Here is a 629-nt window from a genome sequence, read left to right as displayed (position 1 = left end):
TCAATGGGATTAACTCTGTCGTAGATAGAGAAGATCTGCGTGACAGAACAATGCTAATCCAAATGTCGCGCATTGAGGCCTATAAAAGTAAATCTAAACTAATGGCTGACTTCAATGAGCGAAAAGCCTATATCTTCCACGATATGCTGAAGCTGATGTCTGAGGCTCTGCAGTTGCTACCTGAAGTTGAGGATTCAATTGATGCATCTGAGCTACCGAGGTTAGCTGACCTTGGATGCTTCGGAGAGGCTGTTTACAGGGCACTGGAGGAGAAACCAGGTAAATTCTTAGAACACTTCAGAATGGTTCAAATTGACGGAATCTATAGCACTTTAGAGTCGTCTACAGTTGCCGTTGCCGCGAAGAGGTATGTAGAAGAAGAGAAATCGTTCGAGGGTCTAGTGGGTGAACTAAGAGAGAAGCTGGAAGACTATGCCGAAGATATTAATAGCTTTCCCAAGACTTCACATGCTTTTGGTCGTGAGCTTCGCAGATGTGTTCCCGCTCTTCGAAAGGTAGGTATAAATATTGTTGTTGGCTCACGTAACAGGTACGGATTCCCTGTTACGTTGAGAGTCACATGATACCCATGTAGTCGATGTACTTGGTGTACTTTTCCAAAGAAGCCT

General features: G+C 44.2%; 1 protein-coding gene. It reads left to right on the top strand.

All coding sequences use genetic code 11. The features are described 5' to 3' along the window. A partial coding sequence (locus tag A3750_RS25980) for a hypothetical protein (protein ID WP_231871736.1) occupies positions 1 to 584 on the top strand: 584 nt, incomplete at its 5' end. Positions 585 to 629: the final 45 nt, after the last annotated feature.

The sequence above is a fragment of the Oleiphilus sp. HI0079 genome (genome assembly GCF_001635105.1).
Note: the sequence above shows the minus strand (reverse complement) of the source record. Positions and strands in the feature narration are given on the sequence as shown.